General features: G+C 72.2%; 16 protein-coding genes. 9 read left to right on the top strand and 7 right to left on the bottom strand.

Going from position 1 to position 17,749, the window contains the following annotated elements:
- The first annotated feature begins 1 nt into the window (after position 1).
- Genes K5S26_RS13795 through K5S26_RS13775 form a run of 5 tightly spaced genes read left to right on the top strand, consistent with a single transcriptional unit; the run spans position 2 to position 4,991 of the window.
- A complete protein-coding gene (locus K5S26_RS13795; RefSeq protein ID WP_221859169.1) occupies positions 2-667 on the top strand; it encodes a GntR family transcriptional regulator in 666 nt (221 codons plus the stop codon).
- 40 nt (positions 668-707) lie between these two features.
- Positions 708-2,237, top strand: a complete 1,530-nt coding sequence (hpaE, locus tag K5S26_RS13790; protein ID WP_221859167.1) for a 5-carboxymethyl-2-hydroxymuconate semialdehyde dehydrogenase — start codon at positions 708-710, stop codon at positions 2,235-2,237.
- Position 2,238: 1 nt separating this feature from the next.
- Positions 2,239-3,411, top strand: a complete 1,173-nt coding sequence (gene hpaD / locus K5S26_RS13785; protein WP_221859165.1) for a 3,4-dihydroxyphenylacetate 2,3-dioxygenase — start codon at positions 2,239-2,241, stop codon at positions 3,409-3,411.
- Between the two features lie 9 nt (positions 3,412-3,420).
- Positions 3,421-4,206: a 2-oxo-hept-4-ene-1,7-dioate hydratase gene (gene hpaH / locus K5S26_RS13780; protein ID WP_221859163.1), complete on the top strand. Its 786-nt coding sequence runs from the start codon at positions 3,421-3,423 to the stop codon at positions 4,204-4,206.
- Positions 4,191-4,991, top strand: a complete 801-nt coding sequence (locus K5S26_RS13775; protein ID WP_221859161.1) for an HpcH/HpaI aldolase family protein — start codon at positions 4,191-4,193, stop codon at positions 4,989-4,991. The genes hpaH and K5S26_RS13775 overlap by 16 nt, the downstream gene beginning before the upstream one ends.
- A gap of 19 nt (positions 4,992-5,010) precedes the next feature.
- Here the strand turns inward: K5S26_RS13775 and K5S26_RS19045 are convergent, their stop codons facing one another.
- The 3 genes from K5S26_RS19045 to K5S26_RS13760 form a co-directional block, all read right to left on the bottom strand.
- Positions 5,011-5,337: a GntR family transcriptional regulator gene (locus K5S26_RS19045; RefSeq protein WP_308122984.1), complete on the bottom strand. Its 327-nt coding sequence runs from the start codon at positions 5,335-5,337 to the stop codon at positions 5,011-5,013.
- A complete protein-coding gene (locus K5S26_RS13765) occupies positions 5,334-6,293 on the bottom strand; it encodes a hypothetical protein (protein WP_221859158.1) in 960 nt (319 codons plus the stop codon). The genes K5S26_RS19045 and K5S26_RS13765 overlap by 4 nt, the downstream gene beginning before the upstream one ends.
- 95 nt (positions 6,294-6,388) lie before the next feature.
- Positions 6,389-7,810 (bottom strand): MFS transporter, encoded by a 1,422-nt coding sequence (locus tag K5S26_RS13760; protein WP_221859156.1) that lies wholly within the window; start codon positions 7,808-7,810, stop codon positions 6,389-6,391.
- A 94-nt stretch (positions 7,811-7,904) separates the two neighbouring features.
- Between K5S26_RS13760 and K5S26_RS13755 the strand changes: the two genes are divergently transcribed.
- Entirely contained in the window at positions 7,905-8,552 is a 648-nt protein-coding gene (locus K5S26_RS13755; RefSeq protein WP_221859154.1) for a TetR/AcrR family transcriptional regulator, read from the top strand.
- A gap of 21 nt (positions 8,553-8,573) precedes the next feature.
- On the opposite strand, the gene K5S26_RS13750 is transcribed toward K5S26_RS13755, so the two are convergent.
- Both K5S26_RS13750 and K5S26_RS13745 read right to left on the bottom strand, forming a co-directional pair.
- Entirely contained in the window at positions 8,574-9,860 is a 1,287-nt protein-coding gene (locus K5S26_RS13750) for a glycosyltransferase (protein WP_221859152.1), read from the bottom strand.
- Positions 9,861-9,935: 75 nt separating this feature from the next.
- The gene (locus K5S26_RS13745; RefSeq protein ID WP_221859150.1) at positions 9,936-10,877 is read right to left on the bottom strand and encodes an SDR family oxidoreductase; all 942 of its coding nucleotides are present in this window, start codon (positions 10,875-10,877) and stop codon (positions 9,936-9,938) included.
- Between the two features lie 171 nt (positions 10,878-11,048).
- Here K5S26_RS13745 and K5S26_RS13740 point away from each other — a divergent pair, with 171 nt between their 5' ends.
- The gene (locus K5S26_RS13740; protein ID WP_221859148.1) at positions 11,049-11,882 is read left to right on the top strand and encodes a helix-turn-helix transcriptional regulator; all 834 of its coding nucleotides are present in this window, start codon (positions 11,049-11,051) and stop codon (positions 11,880-11,882) included.
- A 63-nt stretch (positions 11,883-11,945) separates the two neighbouring features.
- Here K5S26_RS13740 and K5S26_RS13735 read toward each other — a convergent pair whose 3' ends face one another.
- Positions 11,946-14,468 carry a DEAD/DEAH box helicase gene (locus K5S26_RS13735; protein ID WP_221859147.1) on the bottom strand — a complete coding sequence of 841 codons (2,523 nt, stop codon included), beginning with the start codon at positions 14,466-14,468 and terminating at the stop codon, positions 11,946-11,948.
- A gap of 99 nt (positions 14,469-14,567) precedes the next feature.
- On the opposite strand from K5S26_RS13735, the gene K5S26_RS13730 reads away from it, so the two are divergent.
- On the top strand, positions 14,568-15,101 hold the full coding sequence (locus tag K5S26_RS13730; RefSeq protein WP_221859145.1) for a TspO/MBR family protein: 534 nt from the start codon (positions 14,568-14,570) through the stop codon (positions 15,099-15,101).
- A gap of 67 nt (positions 15,102-15,168) precedes the next feature.
- Positions 15,169-15,819, top strand: a complete 651-nt coding sequence (locus K5S26_RS13725) for an SDR family oxidoreductase (protein WP_221859143.1) — start codon at positions 15,169-15,171, stop codon at positions 15,817-15,819.
- Between the two features lie 63 nt (positions 15,820-15,882).
- Here the strand turns inward: K5S26_RS13725 and K5S26_RS13720 are convergent, their stop codons facing one another.
- Positions 15,883-17,682, bottom strand: a complete 1,800-nt coding sequence (locus K5S26_RS13720; RefSeq protein WP_221859140.1) for a hypothetical protein — start codon at positions 17,680-17,682, stop codon at positions 15,883-15,885.
- Between the last annotated feature and the right edge of the window lie 67 nt (positions 17,683-17,749).

Genomic DNA, 17,749 nt, shown 5'->3' with positions numbered 1-17,749 from the left:
CATGACCAGCGTCGAGACGGCCACCGCCGCAGCCGCGAGCAAGTCCGAGCGCGCGTACGGCTGGCTGCGCGAGCGGATCGCGCGACGGGAGTTCGGGCCCGGCTACCGCATCGTGCTCGCGCCGGTCGCCCAGCAGCTCGGCATGAGCGTCGTGCCGGTGCGCGAGGCGATCCGCCGTCTCGAGGCCGAGGGCCTCGTCGAGTTCGCGCGCAACGTGGGCGCGCGGGTGTCGATCGTCGACCGCGACGAGTACGTGCACTCGATGCAGACGCTCGGCGTCGTCGAGGGGATCGCCACCGCGCTGTCCGCCCCTGCGCTCGGCGCGGCCGACCTCGCCCGTGCCGAGTCGGTGAACGACCACCTCGCGGCGCTGCTCGACGACTTCGATCCGGTGACGTTCACGCGCCTGAACCAGGACTTCCACGCCGTGCTGTTCGAGCCGTGCCCGAACCCCCACCTCCTCGACCTCGTGCACCGCGGCTGGGCGCGCCTGCAGGGTCTGCGCGACTCGACGTTCGCGTTCGTGCCCGGCCGCGCCCACGAGTCGGTGGAGGAGCACGTCGAGATCCTCGACCTGATCCGCACCGGCGCCGACCCCGTCGAGATCGAGATGGCCGCCCGGCAGCACCGCTGGCGCACCATGAACGCCTACCTCGAGTCGCGCTGACCCCACCTGTCGCAGTCCCTTCTCAGAGGAGAGAACCCGGATGAGCACCCCCTCCACCGCCCCGGCGTACGACCGTCGGCACGTCCCGGCGGACCTGCCGACGAAGATCCAGCACTACATCGGCGGCCGGCACGTCGACTCGCTCGACGGCGGCACGTTCGACGTGCTCGACCCGGTGTCGAACGAGACCTACATCGCCGCGTCGGCCGGCAAGAAGGCCGACGTCGACGCCGCGGTGGCGGCCGCCCGCGCGGCCTTCGCCGAGGGGCCGTGGCCCCGGATGCTGCCGCGCGAGCGCTCGCGGGTCCTGCACCGGATCGCCGACATCGTCGAGTCCCGCGACGCCCGCCTCGCCGAGCTCGAGTCGTTCGACTCGGGGCTGCCGATCACGCAGGCGCTGGGCCAGGCCCGCCGTGCGGCCGAGAACTTCCGCTTCTTCGCCGACCTGGTCGTGGCGCAGTCGGACGACACCTTCAAGGTGCCTGGCCGTCAGATCAACTACGTCAACCGCAAGCCCATCGGCGTCGCCGGCCTCATCACGCCGTGGAACACCCCGTTCATGCTCGAGTCGTGGAAGCTCGGTCCCGCGCTCGCGACCGGCAACACCGTCGTGCTGAAGCCGGCGGAGTTCACCCCGCTCTCGGCATCTCTCTGGGCCGGCATCTTCGAGGAGGCGGGTCTGCCCGAAGGCGTGTTCAACCTCGTGCACGGCCTCGGCGAGGACGCCGGCGACGCGCTCGTCACGCACCCGGACGTCCCGCTCATCTCGTTCACGGGCGAGAGCCGCACGGGACAGCTCATCTTCGCGAACGCCGCGCCCCACCTGAAGGGCCTGTCCATGGAGCTCGGCGGCAAGTCCCCGGCGGTCGTCTTCGCCGACGCCGACCTCGCGGCGGCGATCGACGCGACCATCTTCGGCGTCTTCTCCCTCAACGGCGAGCGCTGCACCGCGGGATCCCGCATCCTCGTCCAGCGCGAGGTGTACGACGAGTTCGTCGAGAGGTACGCCGCGCAGGCCGAGCGCGTGAAGGTCGGCTACCCGCACGACCCCGCCACCGAGGTCGGCGCGCTGGTGCACCCCGAGCACTACGCGAAGGTCACCTCCTACATCGAGCTCGGCAGGTCGGAGGGCCGCCTGGTGGCGGGAGGCGGAACCCCGGACGGCCTCGAGGGCGGCAACTTCGTGTCTCCGACGGTGTTCGCCGATGTCGCTCCCGACGCCCGCATCTTCCAGGAGGAGATCTTCGGCCCCGTCGTCGCCATCACCCCGTTCGACACCGACGAGGAGGCCCTCGCGCTCGCGAACGCGACGAAGTACGGCCTCGCCGCGTACGTGTGGACGAACGACCTCACGCGCGCCCACAACTTCGCGCAGGCGATCGAGGCGGGCATGGTCTGGCTCAACTCGAACAACGTGCGCGACCTCCGCACGCCGTTCGGAGGCGTCAAGGCGTCGGGCCTGGGCCACGAGGGCGGCTACCGGTCGATCGACTTCTACACCGACCAGCAGGCGGTGCACATCACGCTCGGCGAGGTGCACAACCCGACCTTCGGCAAGCGAGGACGCTGACATGGACGCATCGACCGACCGCCGAGGCATCCTGACCTCCTCCGGCTTCTTCGTGTCCCAGGAGGCCCCGATCCGCGCCGACGACGCCGTCGCGACCCCGTCCAGCGCCCCGCCGGACATCCTGCGCTGCGCGTACATGGACCTGGTCGTGACCGACCTCGCCGCGTCCCGCGAGTTCTACGTCGACGTGCTCGGCCTGCACGTCACCGAGGAGGACGACGAGGCCGTCTATCTCCGCTCGACGGAGGAGTTCATCCATCACAACCTGGTGCTGCGCGCGGGGCCCGTCGCCGCGGTCGCCGCGTTCTCGTACCGCGTGCGCGAGCCGCAGGACCTCGACCGTGCCGTGGCCTTCTACACCGAGCTCGGCTGCCGGGTGGAGCGTCGGCCGGAGGGCTTCACGAAGGGCATCGGCGACTCGGTCCGCGTCGAGGACCCGCTGGGCTTCCCCTACGAGTTCTTCCACCAGACCGACCATGTCGAACGCCTCTCCTGGCGCTACGACCTGCACACCCCCGGCGAGCTGGTGCGGCTCGACCACTTCAACCAGGTCACGCCCGACGTGCCGCGGGCGGTGCGCCACTATCAGGACCTCGGGTTCCGCGTGACCGAGGACATCCAGGACGAGGACGGCGTGGTCTATGGCGCCTGGCTGCGGCGCAAGCCCACCGTGCACGACACCGCCGCGACCGGCGGCGACGGCCCGCGCATGCACCACGTGGCGTTCGCCACCCACGAGAAGCACAACATCCTCGCGATCTGCGACAAGCTGGGTGCCCTGCGCCGGTCGGACGCGATCGAGCGCGGGCCCGGGCGGCACGGCGTCTCGAACGCCTTCTACCTGTACCTGCGAGACCCGGACGGCCACCGCGTCGAGATCTACACGCAGGACTACTACACCGGCGACCCCGACAACCCCGTCGTCACCTGGGACGTGCACGACAACCAGCGCCGCGACTTCTGGGGCAACCCCGTCGTCCCGAGCTGGTACACCGAGGCGTCGCTCGTGCTCGACCTCGACGGCAACCCGCGGCCCGTCGTCTCGCGCGAGGACCGGAGCGAGATGGCCGTGACCATCGGGGCCGACGGCTTCTCGTACACCCGTGCGGGGGACGAGGACGACGCCCTGCCCGCCTGGAAACAGGGCGAGTACAAGCTCGGCGAGCAGCTCTAGGGCCCGGCCATGCTGACAACGGAGCAGATCGAGCAGCTCGCGGCGGAGCTCGCGGAGGCCGACCGGACGCACGGCGTCATCCCGCGCATCACCGCCCGCTTCCCCGATGCGACCGTCGACGACGCCTACGCGATCCAGCGCATCTGGCGCGACTCGCAGGCCGCCGCCGGACGCCGCCTGGTCGGCCGGAAGATCGGGCTGACGTCCAAGGCGATGCAACAGGCGACGGGCATCTCCGAGCCCGACTACGGGGTCATGTTCGACGACACCGTGTGGGAGTCGGGTGCGACGATCCCGGCCGCGCTGTTCTCGAACGTCCGCATCGAGGTCGAGCTCGCCTTCGTGCTGAGGGACGCCCTCAAGGGGCCGGGCTGCACGCTGTTCGACGTGCTGCGGGCGACCGAGTACGTCACCCCCGCCCTGGAGGTGCTCAACTCGCACATCGAGCTGGAGGGGCGGACCATCGTCGACACGATCAGCGACAACGCCGCCTACGGCGGGATGGTGCTCGGCGGACGTCCGATGCGACCGGACGACATCGACCTGCGGTGGGTGGGCGCGATGCTGCACCGCAACGAGCAGATCGAGGAGACCGGCGTCTCGGGAGGCGTGCTGGGCCACCCCGCTGCCGGCGTCGGCTGGCTCGCCGACAAGCTGCATCAGCACGGCGACCGCCTCGAGGCCGGCGAGATCATCCTCGCCGGGTCGTTCACGCGTCCCGTGTGGGTCACCGCGGGCGACAGCATCCTGTGCGACTACGGACGGATGGGGACAATCGCATGCCGCTTCGTCTAGCTCCCACACTCCGCGACGCGATCGCCGGAGCGGACCGCGCGCTGTTCGGGGGCTGGGTGTGCTCCGACTCTCCCGTGCTCGCCGAGATCATGGCCGGCTCCGGGCTCGACTGGATCATGATCGACATGGAGCACGCGCCGGTCGGGCTGGGCGACGTGCAGACCCTGCTGCAGGCGACGGCCGCCTACCCCGTCACGACGATCGTGCGCGTGCCGGCGAACGACGCGGTCTGGATCAAGCAGGTGCTCGACCTCGGCGCGCAGACCGTGATGGTGCCCATGGTCTCGACGGCCGCGGAGGCCGAGGCCGCCGTCGCCCACGCGTCCTATCCGCCTCGGGGGCACCGCGGAGTCGGCAACGCGCTCGCCCGCTCCGGCAGGTGGAACCGCGTCGACGACTACCTCGCGACGGCGGCGCAGCACACCTCCGTGATCGTGCAGGTCGAGACGTCGGAGGGAGTCGAGAACGCCGAGGCGATCGCCGCCACCCCGGGGGTCGACGGCGTCTTCGTCGGGCCGAGCGACCTGGCGGCGTCGATGGGCCTCATCGGACAGCAGACGCACCCGGACGTCGTGGCCGCGGTCGAGCGCGCGTTCGCCGCCGTCAGCGCGGCGGGCAAGCCCGTCGGCGTGAACGCGTTCGCGGAGTCCGCCGCGCGCGGCTACGTCGACTCGGGCGCGCGCTTCGTGCTCGTCGGCGCCGACGTCGCCCTGGCCGCGCGCGGCGCCGAGCGCCTTGCCGCGACCTACATCCCCGCCGACACCGGTCGGAGCACGTCGCGCTGATGTCCTGGCCCGCCCGCCGTCAGCGGGCGGACCAGGATGCTCTGAGGGCGTCGGCGACCTGATCCACGGTCACGCCCTCCGCCTCCGCGATCTCGACGAGGTCCCGCACGCGGCGCACGATCGACGCGGGCAGCACGGCGGCCGACGGCGCCACCCGCGTGCCCGCCGCGGTCCGCGTGACCACGAGGCCGTCCTGCTCGAGCATCCGGTACGCCTTCGCCGCCGTCCCCGGGGCGACCGCGAGATCGGCGGCCGTCTGCCGCACGGTCGGCAGCCGCTCCCCCGCTCCCAGCCGCCCGGTCACGATCAGCCCCCGGAAGCGGCGGTAGATCTCGTCCGGAGTCACCCCGCGAGCTCCCGCTCCCGCTCGAACACGTGCTCGAGCGACCCCACCATCACGGCGAAGAGGGCGAGGAAGCCCAGCACCTCCGCGACGGGCGCGAGCCATCCTCCGATCGCGGCGAGCTCGGCGTACCGCCAGGACGCCTCGTAGATGCCCTGGCCGTCGATCTCGAGCGACGTGGTCCTGGCGTGCGAGACGAATCGCAACGCGCCGCCGAGCGTGAGCATCGCCGCGCCCCCGACGACGGCGGTCGCCGCCCGGGCGATCGACTCGCGCGAGCGGCGCTCCGCCGCGACCGTCTCGGGATCCCGGTAGGGGCGCGCGGCGTTGCCGCGCAGCACCGCGATCCCCGCCACGAGCAGGACCGCGAGGCAGATGAGCACGGGAACGCCGTACGCCCACCCGTAGAACCACGGCCGCAGCGGATCGATGTCCTCGTTCGGGATCGGGATCTCGACGTGGACGTACCTGCCGTCCGCATCCGGCGTCGACTGGAGCCCGGAGGCGACCGTCACGGCGACGAGCGTCGCGACCGCTGCGGCGGCGGCGAGGCGCTCGGCACGTCGACCGAACGTCAGCCAGGTGCGACGCGTGGTCGGCATGACCGGCGGCGCGCCCGGGCGGCGTCCGGGCAGCAGAAGCCGCATCACGACGAGCACCGCCGTTCCCGCGAGCAGGGGCATCGCGCACCGCCACCAGCTCACGGTCTGGGCGTCCACCTCCAGCAGGCGCCCTCCGACGATGTCCGTGCCGAGGTGCAGCACGATCACCGCGGCGGCGCCGAAGGCGGCGTCCGCGTGCGCCGGCCTGTCGGCCGTCAGCGCCGGGGCCACGCGCCGTTCCCGCCGGAACAGCAGCACCGCGTTGCCCACCGCGAGCGCGACGACCAGGCTCACGACGGGCGTGGCCGGGATCAGCGAGAGCCAGTCGACGAGGGTGAGCTGGGCGAGTCGTTCCATGCGTTCTCCGTCCTGCCGCGACGCATCTCAGCGAATTGTGTCACACAGATGGCACAAGAGTCGCCCGGCGCCGTCACAGCGGCCGAGGCACGCGGTCAGGCTGTGGGCTCCGCGACGGCGCGAGAGCGCGGGACCGCGAACGCCAGGCCGAACATGGCCACGGCGCAGATCGCGGAGGCGAGGAACACGGCACCGGACGAGGCGATCACCGTCGACGGGTCGCGCTCGTCGCCTCCGAGCTGCGCGATGATCCCGTTCGACAGCGCTCCGAGGGCCCCCGCCAGCACCGCCTGACCGATGGAGCGCGAGAACATCAGGGCGCCCGACGCGACGCCTCGCTCCTCCCACGCCACGCTCGACTGCACGGCGACGAGGGAGGGCACCGCCGTGAACCCGAAGCCGAGCCCGGCGACGAACAGGACCCCGGCGACCACCCAGATGCTGGGCCATGCCGACAGCGCCGCGACCGCGGCCGCCGCCGCCAGCACGAGCGCGGTGCCGGCGATGATCACCGGCCGGAAGCCGAAGCGCAGGTACAGCCGCCCCGACACCGCCGCGGCGACGGGCCAGCCGAGGGTCAGCGTCGCGAGCGCGAGACCCGCCAGCAGGGGCGTCGCCCCGACGCTGCCCTCCAGGTACGCCGGGATGCACGCCGTGTACCCGATCAGCACGCCGCCGAGCAGCAGGTTGAGCACGCTGGTCGACGCCACCACCGGCCGCGTGAAGATCCACAGCGGCAGGATGGGCTCGGCAGCGCGTCGCTCGACGAGCACGAACAGCAGGATCAGCACCGCGCCGCCGCTCAGCACGCCGATGGAGATCGCCGAGTCCCACGCCCACGCGACACCGCCCTCGAGCACGCCGAGCAGCAGCAGCGTCAGCCCCGACGTCAGCAGCGCGGCGCCCGCCCAGTCGATCCGGTGCCGGCGGCGCTCGTGACTCTCGCGGTAGTTGCGCGCGAGCAGCCAGTAAGCGAGCAGGCACAGCGGGATGTTGATGAGGAAGATCCAGCGCCAGATGTCGAGCTGTGAGAACAGGCCGCCGAGCGTCGGGCCGACCACCGACGACACTCCCCACACGCTCGCGAGATAGCCCTGCACGCGGGCGCGCTCCTCGACGGAGTAGATGTCGCCGACGATGACGACGGTCATCGGCATGATGGCGCCGGCGCCGATGCCCTGCACCGCCCGGAAGACGATGAGCGACGGCATGTCCCAGGCCACCCCGCACAGCAGCGAGCCGATCAGGAACACGGCGATGCCGAAGAGCAGCACCGGCTTGCGTCCCAGCTGGTCGGCGAGCTTGGAGTAGACGGGCGTGAGCACCGCCTGCGCGAGCAGGTAGATGGAGAACAGCCACGGGAAGGCGGCGTACCCGCCGATGTCGGCGACGATCGACGGCACGGCGGTGGCGACGACCGTGGAGTCGATAGCCACGAGACCCGTCGACACCATGACGGACAGCAGAATGGGCCCCCGCTCACTGCGGAGGCCCACAGCTGCGGGGGTGGAGCTCATCGGATCATCCTCCCACCGTCTGGAGGGCCGGGATCCGCGCGGCGCAACCCAGCCGCCGCGGGCGGGCGCGGGGCCCGCCATTAGGATCTTCGGCATGGGAACGCGCCGGTACAACTCGCCGGCCCGCGAGGAGGCGTCGGCACGGACCCGACGCCGGATCGTCACCGCGGCGGCCCGCCTCTTCGCGCGGGACGGGTACAGCGGCACCACCATCGCCGCCATCGCCGCCGAGGCGGGTGTCTCGGCGCAGAGCGTCCACCTCGCCGGCGCGAAGAGATCTCTGCTCATGGCGGCGTTCGAGCTCACCCTCGCCGGTGACGAGGGCACCCATCCGCTGCACGAGCGTCCCGCCCTGACGGCAATCATGGCGCTGCCTGCGGACGACGCCCTCGACGCGTACGTCTCGTTCCTGGCCCAGGCGAACGCCCGCACCGCCGGCATCCACCGGGCGCTGTACGACGCAGCGCGCACGGACGACGCCGTCGCGGCGCTGGTGGCGGATCTCGACCGGCGTCGTCACGAGGACATCCGGGCCGCCGTCGTCTGGGCGCAGTCGCGCGGGCTGCTGCGAGGCGAGGTCGACGCGGACGAGCGCACCGACGTGCTGACCTACCTGGTCTCGCCCGACACCTACCGCTTCTTCACGGGCGACCTGGGCTGGGACGACGAACGGTATCGATCCTGGCTGCGCGACGCGATCGAGCGCCTCGTCTTCGCCGACACGTCGTCGCGGGCCGGCTAGAGCCCGCGACGCGTCTCGGGCTCAGCCCGCGCGGACGACGGCGCCCTCGAGCTCGGCCTCGATGAGGGCGAGCGTGTCGTACTCGGCGATCGCCTCCGCCATCCGTCCGGCCGCCGTGCGGAAGGATGCCTCGGACAGCACCCGCTGCACCGCGGATCGCAGCGCCTCCGGCGACGGGGTTCCGGTGCGCAGGTCGATGCCGGCTCCGGACCACGCCACGCGGGCCGCGACCTCGGGCTTGTCCTCGGAGTCTCCAGCCACCACCATCGGCACGCCGTCGCGCAGCGCCTGCTGAACCCCGCCGTAGCCGCCGTTCGTGACGTAGACCGAGGTGAGCGGCATCAGCCGGTCGTACGGCAGGTACTCGGCGACCCGCGCGTTCTCGGGCACCTCTCCCTGCAGCACACTCGGATCGAGGCCGCCGAGCGTGACGACGACGAGGACGTCCAGCCGCTCGAGCGCACGCAGCGTCGGCCGGATCAGCCGGTCGAGGTCGTGGTTGTCGATCGTCCCCTGCGTGACGTGGACGACGGGACGCCCCGCCTGCAGGTCGGGCCACCAGCTCGGCAGCGCCGCCGACGACGGCTGTGGAGGGATGGGACCGACGAACGTCGTGTTGGGCGCGAGATCGCTGCGCGGATACTCGAACGCCCTCGCGCCGAGGTGCAGGAACCTGTCGTAGGCGCCCGAGATGTCCATGACGAACAGACCGGAGTCGCGCGCCCCCAGCTCGGCGAGGATCCGGTCTCCGAGCTGCTGGGTCTGGCGGAACAGCACGCGCCGGGCCACCAGGCCGAGCAGGCGGTTGCGCACGCGCCCGAGCGGGGACGAGGACGGCGGCAGCGCCGTTCCCGCCGGCGCCACGTCTCGGCTCGACTGCGTCAGCGGCGTCACGCCGAGTGCGAGCACGGGCGGCCGCGGCGCACCGCCGAGCAGCAGCGGCGCGACGCCGGCGAAGGCACCGTCGACCAGGATCGCCGCGGGTGACTCGGCGGCGACGATCTCGCGTACTGCGCGGTGCTGATCGGGGATCGGCTTCACGAAGATCGTCTGGATGTCGTACTGCGCACGCGCGATGCCGCGGTAGCGGTCGCGCTCGGGCAGATAGCTGTCGACGTCTCGGTCGTCGAAGTCGGCGATCCCCTCGAGAGCGCGGAACTCGGCGCCGGTCGCGGCGACGCGCTCGGCGAACCGCGTGCCCGTGAGGAAGACCACCCGATGCCCGCGCGACACCAGGTGGCGGGCCGCCTCCAGCATCGGGCCGACGTGGCCGTGCACCGGCGTGCTGCAGACGAGGTAGGTGGACATCGATTTAGTTATAGCACGGCTATAGCAAATGCGCGGGGACGCGCCGCATCCGGCGGAGACCCCGACGCACGCCGCTCAGGCGGAGGAGAACGACGCCCTGGCGAGACGCTCCGACACTTCCCAGACGCGGCCCGCCTCCTCCGCGCTGCGCAGCGGCGCGTAGAGCGTCTGCTCGGAGGGCGCTCCACCCATGTTGCGGAGGCCTCCCGGACCGTAGAACGCCCCGCCGCGCGACGCGGGATCCGTCGCCGCCATCAGCGCCGGCAGGCCCGCCGAGTCGACCGTGCCCGCTATCCCCAGGCGCGACAGCACGCGAATGAGGCGTACGCCCGCGGTGTCGCCGCTGCGCCCGACCTCGGGCCGCGCCGCCAGCAGGCTGGTCGGGGCGATGCCCGGGTGCGAGACGTTGCTCGTGATGCCCCACCCATGCGCGGCGCTGCGGCGTTCGAGCTCGAGCGCGAACAGGCCGAACGCGATCTTCGACTGGCGGTAGGCGGCCATCCCGTCGTACCGGCGCTCCCACTGCAGGTCGTCCCAGTTGATCCTGCCGTTCTCGGCGGCGACGCTCAGCTGCGACGTGACGCGCGCGCGACCCGCGCGCAGCAGCGGCAGCAGGTGCGCGACGAGCGCCACGTGGCCCAGGTGATTCGTACCGAGCTGCAGCTCGAACCCGTCGGCGGTGGTCTGGCGCGTGGGCGGCGTCATCACTCCGGCGTTGTTGATGAGGAGGTGGAGCGGCTCGCCCTCCGCGCGCAGCGCCTCGCCCAGGGCGCCGATCGACGCCAGCGACGAGAGGTCCATGCTGTGCAGCGACGCGCGAGCCCCGGGCACCTCCGCACGGATGGTCGCGAGCGCCCGCTCCCCCTTCGCCGGATTGCGGACGGGCAGCACGAGCTCGGCGCCGGCCGCGGCGAGCCGCGTCGCGATGCGCAGGCCCATGCCGTCGCTGGCCCCGGTGACGAGCGCACGCCTGCCGGCGAGGTCGGGGACGGTGATGTCGATGGGACGACGGGGCATGGGGTCTCCTTCGGGAGGTGGTCGGTGAGTCGAGCCTCCGGCAGCGGCCGGGCGCCATCCAGGGCCCGTCGATCCACTGCTCACCCGACCACCCCTGCATCCGCCCTTCGGCGCCGAAGGGCGGATCGGCGATCCGTGGCAGGCGCCGACTCCGGCCGGTAGAAACGGATGATGATCGATCGCACCGGCCTGGCCGAGTTCCTGCGCAACCGCCGCGAGGCGCTGCAGCCAGAGGACGTCGGCCTGCCGCGTGGCGCGCGGCGGCGCACGGCAGGCCTGCGGCGTGAGGAGGTCGCGGTGCTGTGTCACATGTCGACGGACTACTACGCACGGCTCGAGCGCGGCACGGGACCGCATCCGTCGCCGCAGATGCTCGCGTCGATCGCGCAGGGCGTGCACCTCTCCCTCGACGAGCGCGACCACCTCTACCGCCTGGCCGGGCACCATCCGCCCACGCGCGGACCGTCGAGCGAGCACGTCAGCCCGGGGCTGCTGCGGGTGCTCGACAGGCTCACCGACACCCCGGCGGAGATCGTCACCGAGCTGGGCGAGACGTTGCGGCAGACGCCGCTCGGCGCCGCGCTCATGGGCGACGCGACCACGAGGTCCGGCCCCGATCGCAGCCTCGGCTACCGCTGGTTCACCGACCCCGCCGCGCGGGAGCTGTATGCGCCGGAGGAGCACGCGTTCCTCACGCGCCTCTACGCCTCGGGGCTGCGCGAGCTCGCGACGCTGCGCGGCCCCGGATCGCGGGCGACGCAGCTCGCCACCCTGCTGCTCGATCGCAGCCCGGAGTTCCGGGAGGCGTGGGACGCGCACGAGGTGGGCCTGCGCCCGCGAGACGTGAAGCACTTCGTGCACCCGCAGATCGGAGCGCTCGAGCTGACGTGCCAGCGCCTGCTCGATCCCGACCAGTCGCACTCGCTCATGGTCTACACCGCCGTTCCCGGGTCGGAGAGCGCCGAGAAGCTGCGGCTGCTGGCGGTGATCGGCGCCGGCGTCTGACCTTCGCGAGTGCCATCTGGCACGCGCGACCCGGCGCGGAGTGCCAGATGGCACTCGCGGGCGCTACAGACGCACCACCTCGGTGACGCGCACCACGGCGGCGCCCGCCTCGTCGGAGGCGGCGAGGTCGACCTCGGCCCGGATGCGCCAGTCGTGGTCGCCGGCCGGGTCGTCGATGACCTGCTCGACGCTCCACGCCTCGCGGCCCTCGACGATGCGGCACAGCGCCGGCGACCGGGCGGCCCCCGAGATGCCGATGGACTCGTGCTCGCGGTAGTAGGCGTCGAGCGCATCCGACCAGCCGGCGTCCGGATCCAGCTCGATCAGCTCGTCATCGGCCTCGCGCGCGGCGAGCTGCACGCGGCGGAACATCTCGTTGCGCACCAGCACGGTGAACGCGCGCCGGTTCTGCACGAGCGACGGCGGCGCCGGCGGCACGACCGTCTCGTCGGAGCCGTGCGCGTCGGCGCCGGAGACGAGCGCCTCCCACTCGTCGACGAGGCTCGAGTCGACCTGACGCACGAGCTCGCCGAGCCAGGCGATGATGTCGAGCAGCTCCTCGGTGCGCGCCTCGGCGGGGACGGTCTGCCGGATCGCGCGATAGGCGTCGCTGAGGTAACGCAGCACGAGTCCCTCGCTGCGGCCCAGCTGGTACCAGTTCGTGAACTCGGCGAAGCTCATCGCCCGCTCGAACATGTCGCGCACCACCGACTTGGGCCGCAGCTCGAAGTCGCGCACCCATGGCTGGGACGTGGCGAACACCTCGAACGCCTGGGCGAGCAGGTCGGCGAGCGGCCGCTCGTACGTCACGTCCTCGAGGAGGGCCATCCGCTCCTCGTACTCGATGCCCTCCCGCTTCATGGCGCCGACGGCCTCGCCGCGGGCCTTGAACTCCTGCTGGCTCAGGATCGCGCGGGGGTCGTCGAGCGTCGCCTCGATGACGCTGACGACGTCGAGCGCGTAGTGCCCCGTGCCGGCGGCGCCCGGCCCGTCCTCCGGGTCGAGCATCTCGATGGCGGCGAGCGCGAACGGCGACAGCGGCTGGTTCAGGGCGAAGTTCGGCTGCAGCTCGACGACGAGGCGGATGGATCCGTCGGGGGCGACCTCGACGATCCCGGCGTCGCGGAGCGTGCGGAAGATCGCCAGCGCGCGGCGCGCGAGGGCGTACTTGCGCGGGCGGGGCTCGTGGTTGTCGAACACCAGCGCGCGCAGGTGCCCGAAGACGTCGCCGCCGCGCCCGATGACGTTGATGATCATCGCCGACGTGATCTGCAGCTGCGGGGTGAGCGGCTCCGGCTCGGCGTCGACGAGCTTGTCGAACGTCGCCTCGCTCCACGACACGAAGCCGGCGGGCGCCTTCTTGCGCTGCACCTTCTTGAGCTTCTTGGGGTCGTCGCCGGCCTTCTTCAGCGCCTGCTCGTTCTCGATCTCGTGGTCGGGCGCCATCACCACCACGTTGCCGTAGGGGTCGTAGCCCGCTCGCCCCGCGCGGCCGGCGATCTGGTGGAACTCGCGGGCCGAGAGGCGCCGCATCCGCGTGCCGTCGTACTTGGACAGGGCCGAGATCAGCACCGTGCGGATCGGCACGTTGATGCCGACGCCGAGCGTGTCGGTGCCGCAGATCACCCGCAGCAGCCCGCGCTGGGCGAGCGTCTCGACCAGCCTCCGGTAACGCGGCAGCATGCCGGCGTGGTGCACGCCGATGCCGGCGCGGACGAGGCGCGACAGCGTGCGTCCGAAAGCGGTCGTGAAGCGGAACCCGCCGATGGCCTCCGCGATGGCGTCGCGCTGCTCGCGGCTGGCGACCTTGACGTTCGAGAGCGCCTGCGCGCGCTCCATGGCCGCCGCCTGCGAGAAGTGGACGATGTAGATCGGCGTCTCGCCCTCCTCGAGCAGCGCCTCGACGAGCTCGTGCGCCGCCCTGCGCTCGTAGGTGTGGTGCAGGGGCACGGGCCTCTCGGCACCGGCGACGAGCACGGTCTCGCGGCCGACTCCCGCGGCGAGGCTGCGTCGGCGCAGGTCGGCCTCGATCTCGGCGGTGTCGCCGAGCGTGGCCGACATCAGCAGGAACTGCGCGCGCGGCAGGAGCAGCAGGGGAACCTGCCATGCCCAGCCGCGGTCCGCGTCGCCGTAGTAGTGGAACTCGTCCATCACGACCTGGTCGACGTCGGCGTCGGCGCCGTGTCGCAGGGCGAGGTTCGCGAGGATCTCGGCGGTGCAGCAGACGATCGGGGCGTCGGGGTTGACCGACGAGTCGCCCGTGACCATTCCGACGTTCTCCGCGCCGAAGACCTCGACGAGGGAGAAGAACTTCTCGCTCACGAGCGCCTTGATGGGCGCCGTGTAGTACGTACGCCTGCCTGCGGCGAGCGCGACGGCGTGCGCGGCGATCGCGACGAGCGACTTTCCGGTCCCCGTCGGCGTCGCCAGGATCACGTTGGCGCCCGAGACGAGCTCCATCACCGCCTCGTCCTGGGCCGGGTACAGGGTGAGCCCCTTCTCCCCCGCCCACGTCACGAACGCGTCGTAGAGGGCGTCGGCATCCGAGCCGGTCGCGCGGACGGCGTCGAGCAGGGTGTCAGGCATCCGTTCGAGTCTGCCTCATCGGGGCGGGCACGCCGTCCGGCGTTCGCGGTCTGCGCAACCCCCTGTTCCGGGTCGACCGGCACCCGTAGCGTCTTGGTCATGGACATCGCACGAGCCGAGAAGCCGTCGGCACTGCGTCAGGTCGTGGCGGGCGTGGTGCTGCTCGCGGCGGTGGCCGTGATCGCCCTCGTCGGCTCGCTCGCCACGATCGACAACGTCGAGGGCTGGTACGCCGGTGCGCAGAAGGCTCCGTGGAACCCTCCGAACGGCGTCTTCGGGCCGGTGTGGTCCGTGCTGTACGCCGGCATCGCCGCGGCGGGGTTCCTGGTGTGGCGCGCGGGGTTCGCGGGGCGGGGCGCCCCGAACACCGCGCGGGCGTGGCTGACGGTCTACATCGTGCAGCTGGCGCTGAACTCGGCGTGGACGCCGGCGTTCTTCGGCGGATACCCGCTGCTGGGTGAGGCGGCGTGGTGGCTTGCGGCCGCGATCATCCTGCTTCTGCTGGTCGCGGTCGTGTGGCTCGCGGCTACCGCGTGGCGCCGCAGTCGCGTGGCGTCGATCGTGATGGCCGTGTACGCGCTGTGGGTGGCGTTCGCGTCGACCCTGAACATCGCCATCATCGCGCTGAACTGATCTCGGCGCAGGAATGGGACGCGGGGCCCCCGAGTTGACCCCGAGACAGACGACGAGAGGACGAACGATGAAGGTGTTCCAGATCGGTGCCGCGGGCGGCATCGGACGGCGGCTCTCCGCTCTGCTGACAGAGCGCGGCGACGAGGTGACGGGCATGCATCGCGACCCGGCCCAGGCCGAGACGATCTCGGCGACCGGAGCGCGGCCCGTGACCGGCGATCTCATCTCCGACGACGTCGAGACCCTGGCCGACCGGCTGCGCGGGCACGACGCCGTGGTGTTCTCGGCGGGAGCGCATGGCACGGGCGCCGACAAGACCTCGGCCATCGACGGCGACGGGCTCGTCAAGTCGGCCGAGGCCGCAGCACGTGCGGGCATCTCGCGCTTCGTGCTCGTGTCGGTCATCCCGGACGCCGGGCGCGGCGGCGAGCTCGGCGAGGGTTTCGAGCACTACATGCGCGTGAAGAAGGCCGCCGACGTGCACCTCGCGGGCACCGATCTCGACTGGATCATCGTCCGCCCCGGCACGCTTCGGGACGAGCCGGGCGACGGGTCGGTGACGGCCGGGCCGGCGATCGACTACGGCGACGTCCGCCGGGACAACGTGGCGGCGTTCATCGCCGAGGCGCTTCACACCCCCGCCTTCAGGCGCGAGATCGTCGAGCTGACGGACGGGCCGACGCCCGTGGCGGAGGCCGTCGCGCGTCTCACGCGCTGACCGAGGGGCTGCGTCCGGGCACGGGGCCGGTGCGGGTCGTGTGGCCTGCACCGGCCCCGGCCGTCAGCCGGCGCGACGACGCCGCAGGGCGCTTCCGCCGAGGAAGAGTGCGCCCGCGCCGAGCAGGGCGGCGGCGGCAAGCAGCGGAGTGCTCGTGTCGGCACCGGTGGCGGCGAGCCCAGACGGCTCAGCCGCCGCGAGCTCGAACGTGGTGACCGCGGTCCACCCGCTGATCTCTCCGGTCAACTGCAGCGTGTGCGTCCCGGCACCGAGAGCGGCCGGGATCTCGACCTCGCCGCTGACGACCCCCGCGGCGTCCGCCTGGAACCAGCCGCCGAAGACCGGGGTCGAGAAGAAGGTCAGGTGGACGTTCTCGAAGGGCAGGAAGCCCGCGGCCCGGAACGAGATGACCCGCGTCGCGGAGATCTCGTCGTCGGACGATACGGCCGCCACCGCGTCGGGCGAGGGATCGGGCTCGGCCGGCAGCTGCGGCGACGTCGTGGGCAGTGGCGTCGGACCATCCGGCACGATCGGTCCGGCCGGGGTCTGCGGGCCAGTTTGCCCCGGGGCCGTCGGGCTCGATCCCGGGTCGGTCGGCACCGGGCTCGTCGTGGGGGACGGGGACGACGACTCGGGCGGCGCAGACGCCGTCGGGCCGGGCGTAGGCGCTGCCGTCGGCTCCGGCGTCGGCTCTCCCGTCGGGTCCGGCGTCGGCTCTCCCGTCGGGCCCGGGGTCGGCGCGACCGTGGGCTCCGGAGAAGGCTCGCCGGGCGGAGAGGTCGGCGCCGCGGTCGGCGTGGGCGTCGGACCGGGCTCGACCGGCGGGGTCGTCGGCTCAGGCGAGGGAGTGGGCGTCGCCGTGGGGGTCGGGGTCGGCGAGGGAGTGGGCGTCGCCGTGAGAGTCGGTGTCGGCGAGGGAGTCGGCGTCGCCGTGGGAGTCGGTGTCGGTGTCACAAGCGATGTGTTGCTCACCTCGTACGAGATGTCCGAGAACAGGTAGCCGTATCCGAGGGTGTCGGGCGCGACCGGCACCGACACATAGCCGCGACCGTCATCGCTCGGCACGCTGGCGCCGTACTTGAAAGAGATCTCGTCGACCGTGTGATCGTTCCCCGTTCCCACCAAGCGCGTGTAGTGCTCCCACGTCGTGACCCCGGACCCCGCGGAGACGAGCTCGTCGTCGACGTACACGTCGTAGCTGTCGCTCGCATCGGCGCGATACACGGTCACGATGCGGATGTCGTGAGGCACGGACGGGTCGACGGTCGTGAACACCGTCGAGACCCAGTCAGCATTGGCTGCGCTCGTCGCCTCCTCCGGCACCCAGAACGATCCGATCTCCAGCCCGTCTTCGCCGTGGTGCAGGTTGAGGACGCCACCGTACCGGGAGGCCGAGTCGATGTTGACGTCCACGCTGAGACCAGGCTGTAGCCCTCCGCTCGCCGAGGCGACGGTGAAGCTCGTCTCGAAGGTGTTCCACGCCGCGCCGCTCTCCGGCTCGCCTGCCGCCTCGATGTTCGGGCTGTGGAGGTAACGGTTGCGAGCGGGCGCCTGTCCGTTCGAGACGCGCAGGCTGCGCCCGTCGCCGAGGCCGGACTGGGGGAACTCACTGTTTTCGACCAGCGCGTAGTCCCAGTCACCGCCACCGCCGGACCAACTGTCGGCGGCGGCCGCCTCGGCGGGCTGGCCGTCGGGGCTGTGCTGCCCGAGCGCGTATCCCTCCGCCCCGAAGTCGATGGAGTGGGAGGTCGCTGCGCTTGCGGGCTGCGCCGCGATCAGCACGAGGGTGGCGCCCATCGCGAGAGCAGCGGCGGAAGCGGCGAGGCGCGTGCGGACTCCGGGCAGGGAAGGGACGAAAGACACGGTGGGGGCTCCGTTCGACTGGGCGGCCGAGAGGGGGGTGGTGGCCGCGTCTCCAGATGTGCCGAGG

The organism is Microbacterium marinilacus (genome assembly GCF_019753765.1).
In the GTDB taxonomy this organism is placed as follows: domain Bacteria; phylum Actinomycetota; class Actinomycetes; order Actinomycetales; family Microbacteriaceae; genus Microbacterium; species Microbacterium marinilacus.
This window is presented reverse-complemented; position numbering and strand designations above follow the sequence as displayed.